The organism is Acinetobacter sp. 778_lipA, from assembly GCF_058242985.1.
The window spans coordinates 2484257-2502533 of record NZ_JBZAYT010000001.1 but is presented as its reverse complement, the minus strand read 5'-3'; the positions used below and the strand labels follow the sequence as shown (position 1 = coordinate 2502533).

The 18277-nt window shown below is 38.0% G+C and carries 11 protein-coding genes; 8 read left to right on the top strand and 3 right to left on the bottom strand.

All coding sequences use genetic code 11. The features are described from left to right. Nucleotides 1–199 precede the first annotated feature (199 nt). Nucleotides 200–1372, bottom strand: coding sequence for an iron-dependent methanol dehydrogenase (gene mdh / locus AC4CUY_RS11840; RefSeq protein WP_483770915.1), 1173 nt, complete (start codon nt 1370–1372; stop codon nt 200–202). Nucleotides 1373–2046: 674 nt separating this feature from the next. Between mdh and AC4CUY_RS11835 the strand changes: the two genes are divergently transcribed. Further along, nucleotides 2047–3165: an OmpW/AlkL family protein gene (locus AC4CUY_RS11835; protein WP_336954197.1), complete on the top strand. Its 1119-nt coding sequence runs from the start codon at nt 2047–2049 to the stop codon at nt 3163–3165. Nucleotides 3166–3343: 178 nt separating this feature from the next. On the opposite strand, the gene AC4CUY_RS11830 is transcribed toward AC4CUY_RS11835, so the two are convergent. Further along, complete coding sequence (locus AC4CUY_RS11830; RefSeq protein ID WP_483770916.1) at nt 3344–4882, bottom strand: acetyl-CoA C-acetyltransferase; 1539 nt, start codon at nt 4880–4882, stop codon at nt 3344–3346. A 311-nt stretch (nt 4883–5193) separates the two neighbouring features. Between AC4CUY_RS11830 and AC4CUY_RS11825 the strand changes: the two genes are divergently transcribed. The 3 genes from AC4CUY_RS11825 to AC4CUY_RS11815 all read left to right on the top strand — a co-directional run bounded on the left by AC4CUY_RS11825 (nt 5194) and on the right by AC4CUY_RS11815 (nt 8977). Next, nucleotides 5194–6585 carry a 3-oxoacyl-ACP reductase gene (locus AC4CUY_RS11825; RefSeq protein ID WP_004822281.1) on the top strand — a complete coding sequence of 464 codons (1392 nt, stop codon included), beginning with the start codon at nt 5194–5196 and terminating at the stop codon, nt 6583–6585. A gap of 191 nt (nt 6586–6776) precedes the next feature. Continuing rightward, entirely contained in the window at nt 6777–7631 is an 855-nt protein-coding gene (locus tag AC4CUY_RS11820) for a MaoC family dehydratase (RefSeq protein WP_336954195.1), read from the top strand. 80 nt (nt 7632–7711) lie between these two features. Further along, nucleotides 7712–8977, top strand: a complete 1266-nt coding sequence (locus AC4CUY_RS11815; protein ID WP_490774151.1) for a serine hydrolase domain-containing protein — start codon at nt 7712–7714, stop codon at nt 8975–8977. A gap of 116 nt (nt 8978–9093) precedes the next feature. Here AC4CUY_RS11815 and AC4CUY_RS11810 read toward each other — a convergent pair whose 3' ends face one another. Continuing rightward, nucleotides 9094–9681, bottom strand: a complete 588-nt coding sequence (locus AC4CUY_RS11810; RefSeq protein WP_419359635.1) for a TetR family transcriptional regulator — start codon at nt 9679–9681, stop codon at nt 9094–9096. A gap of 114 nt (nt 9682–9795) precedes the next feature. On the opposite strand from AC4CUY_RS11810, the gene AC4CUY_RS11805 reads away from it, so the two are divergent. From AC4CUY_RS11805 to mgtA, 4 genes are all read left to right on the top strand, one after another. Beyond that, the gene (locus tag AC4CUY_RS11805; protein ID WP_419359637.1) at nt 9796–11283 is read left to right on the top strand and encodes an MFS transporter; all 1488 of its coding nucleotides are present in this window, start codon (nt 9796–9798) and stop codon (nt 11281–11283) included. Nucleotides 11284–11993: 710 nt separating this feature from the next. After that, entirely contained in the window at nt 11994–14228 is a 2235-nt protein-coding gene (dnaX, locus tag AC4CUY_RS11800; protein ID WP_490774150.1) for a DNA polymerase III subunit gamma/tau, read from the top strand. A 525-nt stretch (nt 14229–14753) separates the two neighbouring features. After that, nucleotides 14754–15491 carry a PA4824 family protein gene (locus AC4CUY_RS11795; RefSeq protein WP_490774149.1) on the top strand — a complete coding sequence of 246 codons (738 nt, stop codon included), beginning with the start codon at nt 14754–14756 and terminating at the stop codon, nt 15489–15491. Nucleotides 15492–15525: 34 nt separating this feature from the next. Continuing rightward, nucleotides 15526–18273: a magnesium-translocating P-type ATPase gene (gene mgtA / locus AC4CUY_RS11790; RefSeq protein WP_490774148.1), complete on the top strand. Its 2748-nt coding sequence runs from the start codon at nt 15526–15528 to the stop codon at nt 18271–18273. Nucleotides 18274–18277: the final 4 nt, after the last annotated feature.

The following is an 18277-nucleotide window of genomic DNA, read 5'->3' as shown; positions in this document are numbered from 1 at the left end:
GCTGAAATAATCCGCTGATGTTTTAAGCATCATAGTCATAGATTGTGACTTTATCAATATATCTGACAATAATGATTGTCATTTTTTATAAGCGTATAAAAAAGGAATATTACCAAAGTAATATTCCTGAGTATCAAGCACACTTCATTGTATTTGGCCTAAAAGGTTCTCAGGCTGAGTAGAACGAAAGCGGATCATTTTACATTGCTGATTCAAAAATTTTAATGACTTGAGCATCAGTTGCTTTACGTGGATTGGTCAACATACAGGCATCTTTTTGCGCATTTGAGGTCATCACTGCATGATCTTCCGCTTTGACACCCAGTTCAGCTAAGCCAGAAGGGATACCAATAGATGATGATAACTCACGAATTGCATCAATCGCAGCAAAGGCAGCCTCAGTAACGGTTAAACCCTCAGTATTGACACCCATTAATTGGGCAATTTTTGCATAACGGTTTGGGCAGGCGATTAAGTTAAACTCACACACATGCGGTAATAGAATTGCATTACATACGCCGTGTGGAAGGTTATAGAAGCCACCTAATTGATGAGCCATTGCATGTACATAACCTAAAGACGCATTGTTAAATGCCATACCTGCTAAATATTGTGCATATGCCATTGCATCACGTGCTTCAAGATTTTCGCCATTGGCAACAGCAGGGCTTAACCATTCGCTAATCATTGAAATGGCTTTTTCTGCACATGCATCAGTAATTGGGTTTGCAGCAGTTGAAACATAAGCTTCTACAGCATGAGTTAAAGCATCCATACCCGTTGCAGCAGTTAAAGCAGCAGGTTTTGCAATCATAAGTTTAGGATCATCAATTGCAACAAGCGGTGTACAACGCCAATCAACAATTGCCATTTTTACATGGGTATCAGTATTGGTGATAATACAGAAACGAGTCATTTCGGAAGCAGTTCCTGCTGTCGTATTGATTGCGACAAGCGGTGTCATTGGGACTTTACTTTGATCAATCCCTTCATAATCACGAATATGACCGCCACCTGCGGTAACTAAGCCGATTCCTTTTGCACAGTCATGAGAAGAGCCACCGCCTAAAGACACAATAAAGTCACAACCATTATTGTTATATTCGTTTACGCCATTATGTACGTTAATGTCTGTCGGGTTTGGTTCCGCCCCAGGAAAAATATGACTGTCTACCCCAGCATCTTTAAGATATCCAACAATAATGTCTGCAACACCAAACTTGAATAAGCCGGCATCAGTGACGATGAGGGCTTTTTTTGCCCCTAAATTTTGTGCTTTAGCACCGACTTCTTTGGCACAACCTGGACCAAAAAGTGAGACGCAAGGGATGTAAAAACCGTTTGTTTGATCTGCTATATTTTTAAAAGCCATGGTGCGATTCCTTCTACCATTGTTATTTCATCATTCCAGAAAGGTGATGTTCACCTTGAGGTTGAGTATCTGTTTTGAGGGCTAGATTGAATACCTACTAAACACCTACCAAACTTTAATAATGCAAACCTTAAACTAAGTATTTGATATTTTTATTTAAAATAAAGTAGTGAAGTTTTTCTTTATAATTTTTAAGGTGAAAATTATATTTGAACGTGAGTTTTGATTAAAAAGTACAAAAAGCTATTTTGTTGGGTGTTTTTTGCTCTAACAATTCATTTTATTTTTAAAAAGTGAATCGTTGAGTTTAATTTCGGGCATACATTTTAAAATCCATCAAAATGGAATGAATTATCAATTTATGAGAATGTGTATTGATAATTAAAAAGTTAAAATTATGTGAAAAATTTGATATTTATATAATAGTTCAGCATGGGCTTAAATAGACTTTTTAAATATACCTTTACTGTTAAATTATGCTAAATGATAAAAATAAAACAATGATATATATCATTAATAAGTATTATAAAAAATTTAAAAATAAAATTACCTATATTTTTTACGGCTGAGTGAAAATGCTATTGATCAGAATTTTATACATAAAGATTGTTTTTTATGTATGTTTTTTAAACAGGTTGCCACGGTTCGGTAATCTCATATTTTAAGGATAAAAAATGAAAAAAATATTAACGTTAAAAAATATTGTCATAACAAGTTCATTGTTCGCGATTACCAGCATGAGTTTTGCGGGGGAGTATAAACGCTTTTCAGTATCTGCAGGTTGGTTACATGTTATGCCTCAGGGAAAAGCCAATCCCTTTAATATTAATACCAGTGTTAAAAATGGTACTAACGCAACAGTCGGAAGTATCTCTACAACCAGTTTTTTAAACTCAGTTGATCCTAATGCTATGGGGGAAGACTTAGGCGGAGTACCATTTAATCAGAAAGAGGTTTTAACTGAATTTCTCAATGATGCATTTATGCAAACCCTATTGACCGATGGTAAGGGTAATATTTTGCCAGAGGTCGCAGGAACAGCAAATATTCATGGCTTGGAAAATTGGCAAGCTAAGGGAACAGGGCTTGAAGTCGATGATGTAGATACCCTTGGTATGATGTTAAATTATTACATTAACGACAATGTTTCTTTGCAACTCATTGGTGGAATTCCTCCAAAAGTTGATATTAAAGGTAAAGGGGAAATCTTGGCACCCCTCACCGGATTAGCCACCTCGCCAAGTGACCTAGTCGGAATTTTATTTCCAGATGGTATAGATTTAAACCAAGCAATTCCAATCACCAATTTAGGCAACAAATCTAAAGCAGCTTCAGTCCGTGCATGGACACCAGCGCTTGAAGCGCAATATCAGTTTGGTCAGTCTGGTGTCAATAAATTGCGTCCATATATTGGGGTAGGGGTGATGTACTCTCATTTTACTGATATTAAATTGAACTCACAGATCAAAAGTGATCTGGTCGCAGCGGGACACATGATTCAAAACGTTTTAGATGGAAAAGCAGGGGCTGCGTTGGATGGCAAACCTTCCAGTGCAAATCCTTATGTAAGGGTTAAAACGACTGATGCAATTGCACCTATTGTAAGTCTGGGTGCTACTTATGATATTAATGAAAACTGGTTTGGTGTGGCTTCTGTTTCTTATGCCAAGCTCAACAATCAGGCTAAGATTGATGTTGTTGATGCCAAGACTGGTAAGCGACTGATTAATTCCACGACAAAAGTTGATATAGATCCATTGATTACTTATGTTGGTGTAGGGTATCGCTTCTAAAATCAACACTATTTTCCCTAAGAATAGTGAAGATTTTAAATGGTTAGCTTCGGCTAACCATTTTTTATGTTGAGCAGAATGGTCTATGCAAATTTTTTTAGCTAGATGTAGATTGATGAGCAATAAAAAAGCATCCTAAATGGATGCTTTTTTGAGAGTATTGTACAAATCAGAGAATTTATTTCTCTACGATTGCAGTTACACCTTGGCCACCAGCAGCACAAATCGAAATAAGTACACGACCTGAACCTTTTTGGTTAATCAATTTTGCAGCAGTTGCCAAAATACGACCACCTGTTGCTGCAAATGGATGACCAGCAGCTAAAGAAGAACCTTTAACATTGAGTTTGCTACGGTCAATTGAGCCCAATGGTGCATCTAGACCTAAACGTTCTTTACAGAACTTAGGATCTTCCCATGCTTTTAAGGTCGAAAGAACTTGTGATGCAAAAGCTTCATGAATTTCATAGTAGTCGAAGTCTTGAAGTTTAATACCCGCACGAGCCAACATACGTGGAACAGCATAAGCAGGCGCCATCAATAAACCTTCTTTCTTATTGACAAAATCTACAGCAGCAGTTTCAGTGAATGTTAAGTACGCGAGTACTTCATGACCATTTGCTTTCGCCCATTCTTCAGAGGCTAAAAGCACTACTGAAGCGCCGTCTGTAAGTGGCGTAGAGTTACCTGCAGTCATTGTTGCAGTATCACCTTTACCAAATGCAGGTTTAAGCTTAGCCAATTTTTCAACTGAAGAATCAGGACGTAAGTTATTGTCTTTGTCTAGACCCATAAATGGCGTGATCAAATCATCGAAGAAGCCTTCATCATATGCTTTGGCCATTTTTTGATGTGAAGATGCAGCAAGTTCATCTTGAGCTTCACGAGGAATACCCCATTCTAGAGCAGTAATCGCTTGGTGATCACCCATAGATAAACCTGTACGAGGTTCACCATTTTTTGGCGCATCCATCAAGTCTTTAACATTGATTTTAGCTAAGGCTTTTAAACGGTCTTTACCTGTTTTTGCTATGTTTAATTCAAGCAATGCTTTACGTAAGCCGTCACCAAATGCGATCGGTGCATCAGAGGTAGTATCCACACCACCAGCAATACCCACTTCAATTTGGCCTAATGCAATTTTGTTTGCAACAAGGAAAGCTGCTTGTAAGCCAGTACCACATGCTTGTTGAATATCATAAGCAGGGGTTTCAGGTGCAAGTTGAGTATTTAAAACACATTCACGTGTCATGTTGAAATCACGGCTATGTTTTAGAACTGCACCAGCAACAACTTCACCTAAACGTTGACCTTGAAGGTTAAAACGTTCAATTAAACCGTTTAAAGACGCAGTAAGCATGTCAATGTTTGACGCTCGGAAATAAGGGCCATTTGAACGTGCAAAAGGAATACGGTTACCGCCAATAATTGCTACGCGACGTACAGTGTTTTGACTCATAATTTTATCCTGCTGACCAGAAGTTTGAGTTTTAGAAGATGAAGCTGTTGTAACTTTTTTTGCCGTCGATGCTGTTGCTTTACTACGTGAAGCAGCTGCTGGCGCACGAGTCGGTTTTTTAGTCGTGTTGGCTGCATTGGCATTTGTAGAATTTGTGTTGCTACTTTTACTCGTACGAGTACGAGCTTTTGATGTATTTGACACAGTTTCTTGTACAGTGCTTTCAGCGTTTGAATTTTCTTGAGTTGTTTTGCTCATAAGGCTTTTCCAAGCATGTTCGCAATATTCTTAGGGCTTACATTAACATAATTGGCTATGACTCGAATTGACTATAATGACATTTGCATATTCTTTCAGGTCAAGTCATCATTTTGGCAACTCAAGTATGATTTAACTGAAACTTATGGGTCATAGAGATGATAGCGTTGTTGACGATTCCTCTAAGTCTTGCGCGAAGACCAACGCAAGCCATTTAAGAAAGCGTAACACAGCTAAATATCTGAGATTATACTGAAGTTAAAAGATAGCTTAAGCCCCATACAAAATTAATTTGATGAGAGATAAGAAACATGTCTGACCAATACCAAGCATTTGCTAAATCTCCAATTGGTAAATTTGTCATAAAAAATTTAGGTTTACCATCACCAATCCAGCTAGACCGCTTTGAGTCAGCCACTCCTGTCGTTAAAGGTGCTGTATTATTTGGTGCAGCGCCAAAGAGTCATTTCACTGGTGAAGTTGCGCAGGTTCTTAGTAATATTCATGCCAACACTTATGCAGGGAATAACGCAGAGTTACAACAAGCTGCGGCAAAATCTGGTTTGAATGTGGGTGCTTTTAATGAAGGCGATAAAGAATCAAAATTCAAAGCAGTGATATTTGATGCATCAGGGATTCAAAATTCAGAACAATTACATGAACTACACAAGTTTTTTAATCCTGTTGCCCGTCAAATTGCAACATCAGGCCGTGTAATTATTATTGGTTTAACACCTGAAACTGCACCAACGATTAAGCAGGCGATTGCACAACGTGCATTAGAAGGGTTTGTTAAATCGGTTGGTAAAGAGTTTAAGAAAGGAATTGCTGCTGATCTTATTCTGGTTGATGCAGATGCTGCACAAAACTTGGAATCAAGTTTACGTTTTGCAATTTCTCCACGTTCAGCATACGTATCGGGTCAAGTGATTCGCGTATCTAAAGGTGATGTGATTGATATCGATTGGGCAAAACCGCTTGCAGGCAAAACTGCACTAGTAACAGGTGCAAGCCGTGGTATTGGTGAAGCGATTGCACATGTATTGGCACGTGATGGTGCACATGTAATTTGTTTAGATGTTCCACCACAACAAGCAGACCTTGACCGTGTTGCAAGTGAAATCGGTGGTTCTACACTTGCAATTGATATCACTGCTGCTGATGCTGGTGAAAAAATCAAAGCTGCGGCAGCTCAACAAGGTGGTTTAGATATCATCGTACATAATGCGGGTATTACACGTGACAAAACTTTGGCAAATATGAAGCCAGAGATGTGGGATCTGGTGATTAATATCAACTTATCTGCTGCTGAACGTATTAACGATTATTTATTGTCAAATGATGGTTTAAATGCAAATGGTCGTATCGTTTGCGTATCTTCAATTTCAGGTATTGCTGGTAACTTAGGTCAAACCAACTATGCGGCATCAAAAGCAGGTGTCATTGGCTTGGTGAAATTTACTGCGCCTGTGTTAAAAAATGGTATTACCATTAATGCTGTAGCGCCAGGTTTCATTGAAACTCAAATGACCGCGGCAATTCCATTTGCAATCCGTGAAGCGGGTCGTCGTATGAACTCAATGAGTCAAGGTGGATTACCTGTTGATGTTGCTGAAACAATTGCTTTATTTGCATCTTCAGCATCTACAGGATTAAATGGTAATGTTGTGCGTGTTTGTGGTCAAAGCTTATTGGGTGCATAATCACGCATAAGTGAAATCCTGTTTCGTTTAGGGGATTACCGCGAAGAGATTATTTGTGTATTTAAATAACGCTTTCGCTGGCTTTCTCTTGAACGAAATCAGGATGTTTAAGCTGTATCATCCGTTAATTTCCAACTGAAATGTTGGATTTTTTAAATGTTGAATAAGAATTAATTTTTCAAAGGTCCAGTATGAATACTCGCCATTTTAGTCAACTTCCTAAGCCATATTTAGCTTATCCAAAAGTGATTCAGGGTTTAATTTTTAAAAAGCCAAAAGGTGAAAAAGTTCTACCGCAAGTTGAATATGTGGTTGATTCATTCAAAATTGATCCAAATCATTTAAAAGCATATAACGAAGTGTGTGGCTTTAAAAATAATGGGTATATTCCCGCGATTTATTTAGCTGTTTTATCGCAAAGTTTACAAATGCATATGATGACCTCTGAAGCATTTCCTTTTGCAATCTTAGGCTTGGTGCATATTCGCAATCAAATTAAGCAAACACGTAAAATTGGGGTCAATGAACAGCTGACTTTATCTTGTCAATTTGGTGAGCTAAAGCCCCATGATAAAGGGGTTCAGTTCGACTTCATCACAACAGCCAAAGTTGGCGGTGACGTGGTCATGCAAGGATTAACCACCTATCTAGCACGTCAAAAAACCGATGGTTCAGTTACAGAAAAACCAAAAGATAAAAAAGAACCAAATTATCAAGTTCAGGCGGTTTGGGAAGTTTCTGAAAATACTGGTCGTCGTTATGCTATGACATCAGGTGACTTTAACTTGATTCATATCCATGCATTAACTGCAAAAGCATTTGGTTTTAAACAAGCGATTGCTCATGGGATGTGGAGCAAGGCGCGCGTTCTCGCTGGGCTTAAATTACCAGAAGCTTATGAAGCCGATGTATTGTTTAAATTGCCGATGTATTTACCTTCAACAGTAGAATTTTTAACTGTACAAGATGGTACAACAACTGACTTTTTGATTCGTAATCAAAAATCACAAAAACCTCATGTTTCTGGTGTGGTTAACGCTTTATAAGATAAAATATAAAGCCTGAGTCGAGATGATTCAGGCTTTTTTAATTAAAAAAGTTATGATTAAAAAAATAGGATAGGGCAATGAGCAGTTTAACGGACATTATTTTTGCGAGTACGAAAAATTATCAGGGCTATGTGGATGAGCGTTTTCAAGATCTCGCTGTTCAATTTAGTCGTTTGCAGGATGGTCGTAGCGAAAATGGTGGTGCTGCTTTAACTGTTTATTTTCAAAATGAAAAAGTTGTCGATATATATACGGGTAAAAAATCAAAAACTGAGCAATGGGATGAGCAAACTTTATCAGTGTGTTATTCCACTGGGAAAGGTGTATTGGCAACACTCGCGCATATTTTAGTGAGTGCAGGTTTCTTAGACTACGATACGCCTATAGTCAATTTTTGGCCTGAATTTGCTCAAAATGGTAAAGAGAAAATGACACTGCGTCATATTTTAAGCCATCAAAGTGGCTTATACGATATTCGCAATATTGTTGCTGGTGCAGTTGAAATGGCAGATTGGCAGCATATGCTCAAGGTCATGGAGCAGGCCACACCTCGTTTTGCTGTAGGAACTGATATTGCATATCAGGCATTAACATTTGGCTGGTTGGTGGGTGGTGTTTTAGAGAAAGCAACGCAACAATCTTTAACAGAGTTAATGCAGAAGTATTTGGTTGAACCCCTACAACTTGATGGTGCCTATTTTGGTGTGCCTGAATCTGAGCTAAATCGTGTGGCGCGTTTAATTCAAAAAGCAGTGCCAGTACAAAAAACAGAAACAAAATCCAGTAAGAGCAAAGCTAAGAAGCATCATAAAACGTCATTTTCAGATAAATTGGTTGAATTAACCGGACAAAATCCGCAAGATTTTTTAGATGCTATGGTACCGAAAGGGATGCGTGATTTTAGTTTCTTTAGTGACCAAGGGCTTCAAGCGATTATTCCAGCGGCCAATGGTGTATTTAGCGCCAATAGTCTTGCAAAAGTTTATGCCATGATGGCAAATAAAGGGGTTTGGGAAGGAAAAGTTTTAATTCGCCCTGAAATATTTACAGAGTTAAGTCAGATCCAATCGATTAAACGAGATCGCGTGATGCCAATTCCTATGAAATGGCGTTTAGGCTACCACCGTGTGATTAGTATGGGTAAACGTGCCAAGCAAGGCTTTGGTCACATTGGATATAACGGTTCTGGAGCGTGGTGTGACCCGCAACGAGGGCTTAGTTTTGCCTACACCCATAATTTTGCCATTGGTTCAATCACCGGTGATTATCGTCTTTGGGGGCTGACCCAAGAAACATTACGTTGCGCCGACGGTTTACTTAAGGGAAGTAAAGGCTGGTTCTAAATATTAAGATCAAAGTGATTGAAATTTCATAGAAGGTTAGATGGCTGAGTCTTATAGTGCAAAAGAATTAAAAATAAGGACTTTATACAGCGGCATGTAGATCCATCTATATTTTCTTAGGCAAGTAACTCCATTTTTAAGATGGTTTCGACATGATGTTTAAACGAGTGTTGGTCTAGACCTTTTAAGCCAAGTTGATAGATTCCTTCTAAACCACAAACAAAAGCAATCAGCCGCCAAGCAATGTCTTGGCTACTGCTGGCTGTAGCAATTTTAAATTCTTGTTGGGCGATGCCATGTTCAATCGCTGTAACCAAGGCAACATGCCATTGTTCCATCGTAATATTATAAGCTTTTTTAATTTCTGGATCTTGGTCGATTAAAATTTCAGCCTCATTCCAGAGTCGTAAGTAGGGTTGAGTTTGTTCAATATTTTCAAAGCCTAGCAAGAGAGATAAACGTTCAAAGCTACTGTCGGTTTTAATTTGATCTTCTACTTTATTGAGTTGATCCATCAACTGAATAAAAACCTCTGCCTTTAAATGCGAACTTGATTGAAAGTGATGATGTACTTGCCCTGTTGAAACTTGTGCTTCTGCGGCAATACGGCGCACAGTTAATCCATTCAATCCATCTTGTAATGCAACACGCTTTGCTGCATCCAAAATCATAGTACGACGTTGTTCTCGGTTTAAATAATTCATCACTTTTAATACAACAAAATTTACAAAACAAATATTAAACAAAGTTGGACGTTTGTTCAAGTCTGCTTATAATGATGGAACTTGAACAAGCGTCCAACTTTAATTAGGTGTGTTATGTACCGCAATTGGGTGATTTTGGCAATCATCGTTTTAATTTATTTACCGGTTTCAATTGATGCAACGGTTTTGCATGTTGCCATCCCAACATTGAGTGCTGCTTTATCACTATCCAGTAATGAAATGCTCTGGGTGATTGATATTTATTCACTGATCATGGCAGGCTTGATTTTGCCCATGGGGGCATTGGGGGATCGTATTGGCTTTAAACGTCTGATGCTGATTGGTGCTGGTATTTTTGGTGTGGCTTCTCTCATGGCTGCTTTTGCGAGTTCAGCCTATATGTTGATTGCGGCAAGAGCATTTCTTGGTGTAGGTGCTGCCATGATTTTACCTGCAACCTTGGCAGGTGTTCGCAATACCTTTTTAGATGAAAAACAACGTAATTATGCTTTAGGTATTTGGGGAACTGTCGGTGGTGGTGGAGCCGCTTTTGGTCCACTGTTGGGTGGTTTTATTCTGGAACATTTTTCATGGGGAACCGTGTTCCTGATTAACGTGCCAATTATTATTTTGGTCTTGGTATTGACGACATGGCTGGTGCCAAAGCAAGTGGTACAAACCAAACAACCTTTAAATCTATTACAAGCGCTCATTTTGGTCACTGCAATCTTAATGCTGATTTATTCAATTAAGACCTCTATCTATGCGTTTAGCCTAGGGATGATTTTGATTTTTGTGCTTGGATTGGGATTGTTGGTGGGATTTATCCGCCATCAATTAAAAACAACCCAACCGATGATCGATTTTAGTCTGTTTAAGAATCCTGTGATCTCAACCAGTATTGTGATGGCAATGGTGGCTATGATAGCTTTAGTAGGTTTTGAGCTACTCCTTTCACAAGAATTACAGTTTGTGTATGGATATAGTCCATTAGAAGCAGGTTTGTTTATTTTGCCCTTTATGATCGCTATTAGTATTGGAGGACCTTTTACCAGTATTTTAATGAATCATTATGGTTTACGACCTGTTGCAACTATTGGGATGCTGATGTGTGCCTTATGTTTCTTTGGCTTGGCCATGACCAATTTTGATATCGATTATATTCAAGCTTGGGTTTGGATGGTGTTGATGGGAATCAGTGTTGAAATCGCGTTATTATCTTCCACGGCAGCTATTATGTCTGCTGTACCTCCACAAAAAGCAACGGCTGCTGGTGCAATTGAAGGCATGGCGTATGAGTTAGGTGCAGGTCTTGGGATTGCGTTTTTTGGACTGTTGCTGTCTATATTTTATGCGCATTCAATTGTCTTGCCTGAGCATTTACCGCTGAATATCGCAGCTCAAGCAAGTTCTTCTATTGGTGAGGCATTATTGTTGACCAAGCAGTTAGAACCTGCATTGATGCAAGAGGTAGAACAAGCAGCTTTTGAAGCGTTTATTTATTCACATAGTAAAGTCTTGGGCATTTCGGGTCTGATGTTTCTGGTTTTATCTGTATTTGTTTGGCGTGCTTTACCTGCAAAGAAACAGATTACTGTCTAGAATATTGCGCATGATTTAAATTATGCGCTTGTTTTTATATTTATAGTCAAGCAACTAATTGTTTATACAAGTGATTTTATGTAGCCATTGATCTGAAATGAAGCTTTTATTTTGGTATGAACTTTTAGAAACTATTTATTGCTTATCAATTCATTTTTGAAACTTTTGAATTATAGATGGTTGTCCTACCGTGGGGCGACAGGGATGTCGCCGTTAGGCGGGGGTATATGAGCAAAAATAAAGTACTGCTTTGTTTGTAGCGCAAGAGTGAGGCATAGCCTACGCAAAGCTATTTAAACCTTGAATGTAAGGTGTGGCATTGCAGGCTTTTTTATAATCAAAAATTTTTTCCATATAATTGATTTAATTAAAAATATTGATTAAGAGAAATTCTATTCTTGTATCTGAGTTTTTGACAGGTTGACTATAGGTTTTACGGTGTAATATAAAAGTTTGGAGAAGCGATTGAAAAACTATAGCAGCCCAAAATGTGATTTGTTTAACACTGCCACGTCAGTGTTTTTTAAAGTAAAATTAGCTATTGTGTGTTTTTAAATCTATTTAAGCGATAGATAAACTTTATATTGTAGAGCACAGTGTCAAATTAGAAGAAATTGATCGAATTATCTCTAATAAAAAATAACTCTACAGTTCTTCATTCACTAATCAGTAAAAAAACAGTATCCTTAGACCTGTAACTAGGAGCTTCCATGTATCAGGTACTTGCACGTAAATATCGCCCACGTAACTTTAATGAATTGGTCGGACAGAATCACGTTTCACGTGCACTGACCAGTGCGTTAGATCGTGGACGTTTACACCATGCCTATTTATTTACTGGAACACGTGGGGTGGGGAAAACCACGATTGCTCGAATTTTAGCGAAATGTTTAAATTGTGAAACAGGGGTAACCTCTAAACCTTGTGAAGTTTGCGCAACTTGTAAGGCGGTAAATGAAGGGCGCTTTATTGACCTGATTGAAATCGATGCTGCTTCACGGACAAAAGTTGAAGACACACGTGAGTTGCTCGACAATGTACCTTATGCACCGACCCAAGGTCGATTTAAGGTATATTTGATCGATGAGGTACATATGCTGTCGACGCATTCCTTTAATGCATTATTGAAAACATTAGAAGAACCGCCTGAACATGTAAAATTTTTATTTGCGACCACAGATCCACAAAAATTACCAATTACGGTGATTTCACGTTGCTTGCAATTTACTTTACGTCCATTGGCTGTAGATGAAATTACCCATCACCTTACAGACATTTTAAATAAAGAAGAAATTGCATCAGAGCAAGATGCGATTTGGCAAATTGCTGAATCTGCCCAAGGTTCGTTACGTGATGCATTGTCTTTAACTGACCAAGCAATTGCTTATGGTCAAGGCGCAATTCATCATCAAGATGTCAAAGAAATGCTAGGTTTGATTGATAGAACCATCATTTATGATTTGATCTTGGCAATTCATCAAAATCAAAATGCACGGGTTAGTCAGTTATTACTACAATTTAGGCAACAGGCTTTAGATGTTTCACTGGTTTTAGATCAGTTTATTTCAACTTTGCATGAGTTGGCGATGTTGCAATATTTGCCTGATTTAAGTCTAAAATACAGTGCTGAAATTAATCAAAAAATTATGCAGTTATCAAAAATTGTCTCTGCACAAGATTTACAGCTTTATTATCAAATTGCCTGTAAAGGTCGAGCGGAGCTACAACTTGCAGTAACACAAGAGCAAGGCTTTGAAATGACAGTATTGCGTTTACTGGCATTTAGACCGATGCAAATCAATGAAATTGTAGTCTCTCAAGCTGAACAACCACAAAACAATCAAAATATCGCTCAAGTTGCTGTGTCACAGCAACCGCATCAAGCAACTGTTCAAGCCGGGATTATTCAAGAAGCGCAAATTCAGCAAGCACAGATTCAACAAGAACCAGCTCATCAACAGCAGGCTCAGCAAGCACCTGTTGAAAAAAATAATGAACAACAAAATGCTGCTTTGAATGTAATTCCGCAACCAGAAAGTTACGCGCCATTAACAGAAGTACAGCAACCGCAGGTTGAGATCAATTCGCAGCGTGTAGTGAATGATTCAGATCCAGCTTTTGACGAAATAGAAGAGCTGCAAACTCAACAGCAAAGCGTTGATCATGAACCCAGTAGTGATGACTACTTGGATGACTTTGCTGAGGAAGTACAACAAAGCGCTGTAGTTGAATCAACTGTTCATAATAATCAAAATATTGAAGCGCAGTCGCCAACTGTTCAAGAGAAAATTGCAGTAGAAAATGCTGAACCAAGTTTAACTTTATTTGGTGCTGATTTGAGTCAACCGAAAAATTCTACGTCTCAGTCTAGTTCAAATAAAGATGTATTTTTTTTAGCACCTGAGAATCAGGATCAAAATGTTGAAATTGATTTAGTTGAGCCTATTCATTCTCAAACAGATACTCCAGCTCAAGTTTCTAATATTATCCCTGAAATAGAACCAGGATCTTCTGGTGAGCAACAAACGCCGCAACAGATACTTGCCTTAAAATTACAGGTCTTAGAAGGTGAGTGGACAGTTGAGAAATGGGAATATTGGTTTAGAAACAGCTCACTTTCTCCTGCTGTTCAAGAACTCGCACAGCATGGATTAATGACTGGGGATGTGAATGGTCAATCTATTTTTCAAATTTCGCAAAAATATGAAAAAATACTGAATCAAGCACAACATGATCTTGAGGCAAAATTAAAACAGCAGTGGCCGAATACTTTATTTACAGTGCAATATGGTGAAGTTGAGTCGACCACACCCTATATGATGCAAAACGAGCGTAAGCTTCGAGCTTATGATCGTGCGAATGAAATGCTTGAAAAAGAAGCTTTGGTCAAAAGTTTAATTGAAGCATTGGATGGGAAGTTGGAAAATATTCAGCTCAAAGCTTAAATTTTAAAAAACGTATAGATTATATATCGTTTTAAATAAGCTCAATTCCACTGGAATTGGGCTTATTTTATTGCATTCTATTTTGTCTAGATTTAGGGAAGGTTCACAATCTTTTTCTGCCTGCGATAATGCAAATCATTTTAATATTTCATCATGCTTTCAATTTATATAAGAATTTTAATTCAAATTAGGCTAATCAATCTGTTATTTATAGCTGTTGTTATGCTGAAAATCGCTTGTTTTAAATAATTTTATGGTTATAATTGCGGCAACTTTAATTAGCGGAGACCCTAAGTGGCAAATTGTTCATCGAGGCGCTGTAGTTTACATACAGCCATTATTCGTATCTGAGCAAGACAGCACTGCCTTTAGGAAAGCTGTCTTGCAATGAGACAGTTATAATCTGACTTTAAACTACATCCCCATTTTGACGTGAAATAGCTCAATTTTGACTTTAATTAGTTCAATTTTGGCTTGTTTTTGTGCGCACTTAGATTCATGCCGCCTCAGCAATGAGGATTACGGATGGTAATCAATCAACTTTGTATGATAGAAACAGTACTGATTACAGGCTGCTTTTTATTATTTATTATTCATAAATCAGCATATGCCGATCCTGTATTAATTACAGATGATGCAAGTGTTGCTGATCTATATACCTGTCATTTTGAAAGTAATATAAACTTTTATAAACATCAGGAGGTTAATTCCAGTTTTTCTCCAGTATGTGGTATCGCCAAAAATTTGGAATTAAGTTTTCAGCTGGATGATCATCTTCAAAATAAGAATCGTCATGATGTGATATCAGGTCAATTCAAACGTAATTTGAAAGCAGTGGAGTCGAATAGTTGGGGCGCTGCCGCATCCTTAACAATAAGCCGAAATATGTATGGTGATGGCCACTCTAGTTGGAAAGTGAATCTCCCCGTAACTTATTTATTACTGGATGATCGGTTATTTTTAAATGGCAACATCTCCTATGAACATCAGGGCAATACTCAGTATGTTTTAGCTGCAATTTCAGGCAATTATTGGATCACTGCTAAAACCTCTCTCAGTGCAGAAATCTTTAATCAAGATCATCAGTCTGCATTTTTTCAAACCGCATTTGGTTATGAGTTGATTCAAGATTTTGTCAGGATCCAAGTGGCTTATGCAGATCGATTTGACCACCATCATGATCGCTGGTTTGGGCTAGGAGCAGAGTTTCTCAGCAATTTTAAACTCATAAAAAAATCATCTAATTCAATTCCTGTTCAATAGGAAGAAATCTTTATTGCCAAAAAAGGAGAACACTATGCTTCATAATCTATGGCAACGTTTATTTTCTAATTTCATCAAAAAATATCATATTCAACATTTATTTGAACGTCATCGTTCATTTAAAGAATTACATCAAGCAAGTTATGCCAGTGAAATTAGTAAAAAAATTTCACAAAGTTTGATCAATGCTTCCTATGTACTTTCAGACCAATTGCTCAATCATTTAAATACAACAGAGCATGGTCTGTCAGCAAAACAGGTTGAACAACGACAAGAACAATTTGGATTAAATGAGCTTGCGCATGAAAAACCACTGCCGTGGTGGAAGCATCTTTGGTATGCCTATCGCAATCCATTTAATATTTTACTTACAATTTTGGCTCTGGTGGCTTTCTTTACTGATGATATAGAAGGCACAATCATTATTACATCTATGGTTGTACTTTCTACTGTGTTGCGCTATTGGCAAGAGTTTAAGTCAAATAAAGCGGCCGCTGCATTAAAAGCCATGGTGAGTAATACAGCTACCGTGATTCGTCAAGTAGATTGGGATGATCCAGATTTTGAAACCATGCAAAATGACTTAGATCAAGGATCTCAACAGATTGAACTTACCATCCAAGATTTGGTCCCTGGCGACATTATTTTATTGTCTGCTGGTGATATGATCCCAGCAGATTGTCGAATTATCTTTGCAAAAGATCTCTTTGTTTCGCAAGCGTCGATGACGGGTGAATCTATTCCTGTAGAAAAGTTTGCTGATCAAAAAGATCACACTCTGCAAAATGCATTGGAACTGGAAAATATTGTTTTTATGGGAACTAATATTGTGTCGGGTTCTGCAAAAGCGGTGGTGGTAAATACTGGCACACAAACCTATTTTGGGGCATTGGCACACCGAGTATCACATGCAGATCGTGCAACGACCTCATTTCAAATGGGCGTAAATAAAGTCAGTTGGTTATTGATTCGATTTATGTTGATCATGGCGCCAATTGTATTATTTATCAATGGGTTTACAAAAGGTGATTGGAGTGAAGCATTGCTGTTTGCTTTATCTGTTGCTGTGGGTTTAACACCTGAAATGTTACCGATGATCGTGACCTCAACATTGGCCAAAGGTGCAGTATTCTTATCTCGTAAAAAAGTTATCGTTAAACGTTTAGATGCGATTCAAAATTTCGGTGCAATGGATGTTTTATGTACAGATAAAACAGGTACATTGACTGAGGATAAAATTTGTTTATCACAACATGTCGATGTAAATGGCAAGTCATCACAACGTGTACTGGTACAGGCGTACTTAAATAGCTATTACCAAAGAGGGCTGAAAAATTTACTGGATGCTGCAATCTTGGACCATGCTGCACAAGACTTGCAAGATCTAAATTTTAAATTTAAGAAGCTGGATGAAGTACCATTTGATTTTGTGCGTCGACGTATGTCAGTAGTGGTCCGCACCTTACAAGGGAATGCACGCATTATCACTAAAGGTGCGGCAGAGGAAATGTTGAAAGTCTGTTCGCATGTAGAGATAAACGACAAGATTGAGCTATTAACGCCAGAGTATCTTGAAGCTATTCAAGAAAAAATACGCCAATTTAATCTTGAAGGTCTACGTGTTATTGCCATCGCATATCGAGATTTTAATGGTAGATCAGATCACTTTTCTGTCGCAGATGAAAATAATTTGATTTTAACTGGATATCTTACTTTCTTGGATCCTCCTAAAAAATCTGCTGCACCTGCTCTAGCTCAATTGGCAGCCCATGGCGTCAATGTCAAAGTGCTTACAGGTGATAATGAGTTTGTTACTCAAAAAGTCTGCGAAGAACTTGGGTTGGATTGTGAACATGTACTTTTAGGTGGGCATGTTGAGAATATGACTGACGAAGAACTAAAATTTGCAGTTGAATATACTCAAGTATTTGCCAAATTAAGCCCAGTTCACAAAGAACGTATTGTGATGCAGCTGAAAGAGAATGGACATGTGGTTGGATTCTTAGGAGATGGTATCAATGACGCGGCGGCTATACGCAGTGCTGATATTGGAATTTCGGTGGATACAGCAGTGGATATTGCCAAAGAGTCAGCAGATTTAATTTTACTTGAAAAAAGTTTAATGGTGCTTGAAGAAGGCGTGCTAGAGGGACGACGTACATTTGCCAATATGTTGAAATATATCAAAATGACGGCAAGTTCAAATTTTGGTAATGTTTTTTCGGTATTAGTAGCGAGTGCTTTTATTCCGTTTTTACCGATGCTACCAATTCATTTGCTTATACAGAACTTACTTTATGATGTATCACAAATCGCCATTCCATTTGACAATGTTGATGATGAGTTGATCGAGAAACCGCAAAGCTGGAAACCAAATGAAATTGGGCGTTTCATGATTTTCTTTGGACCGCTTAGTTCGATTTTTGATATTTTGACTTTTGCACTCATGTGGTTTGTATTTCATGCAAATTCGCCAGAACAGCAAACCTTGTTTCAATCAGGCTGGTTTGTGGTCGGGCTACTGACACAAACGTTAATTGTACATATGATTCGTACGGAAAAAATACCCTTTATTCAAAGTCGTGCAGCGATGCCTTTGCTGGTCATGACCTTGGTCATTGTGGCTGTTGGTATTTTCTTACCAATGGGGCCTTTTGCTGAGTATTTAAAACTACAAGCTTTACCATTAAGTTATTTCTTATTTTTACCATTAATCTTGCTTGGTTACATACTGGTTGTCCAACTGATGAAAAAAATTTACATCCGTCGTTACGGCTGGTAATGGA